Genomic DNA, 255 nt, shown 5'->3' on the forward strand with positions numbered 1-255 from the left:
CCGCGAGCTTTGGTATGCTCCTTCGCCAGATAGCCAGAACGTTCCAGCACCTGCTGAAAGCCGGTTTCATCATCGCGTTCCAGCCACACCGCTGGCTTGTCAGGAAAATGTGCCAGCGTGTCATAACATCCGGCATCCACTCCCAGGGCACTGCACCAGGCCTGTTTAATCATCCCGGCCAGTGACCCCGGAGCGCGGTAATCGCCGGCACGACACCAGGTATCCCGGTTGACCAGCAGCAGCAGGTGATAGTGT

1 protein-coding gene is annotated in these 255 nt (G+C 59.2%); it reads right to left on the bottom strand.

Annotated features, from left to right (window positions below):
- Nucleotides 1-255, bottom strand: a 255-nt coding sequence (locus E0D98_RS26895; protein ID WP_131891715.1) for an inovirus-type Gp2 protein, incomplete at both ends; no start/stop codon positions are given.

It is taken from the genome of Escherichia sp. KCJ4928 (assembly GCF_004352695.1).
In the GTDB taxonomy this organism is placed as follows: Bacteria; Pseudomonadota; Gammaproteobacteria; order Enterobacterales; family Enterobacteriaceae; genus ECMA0423.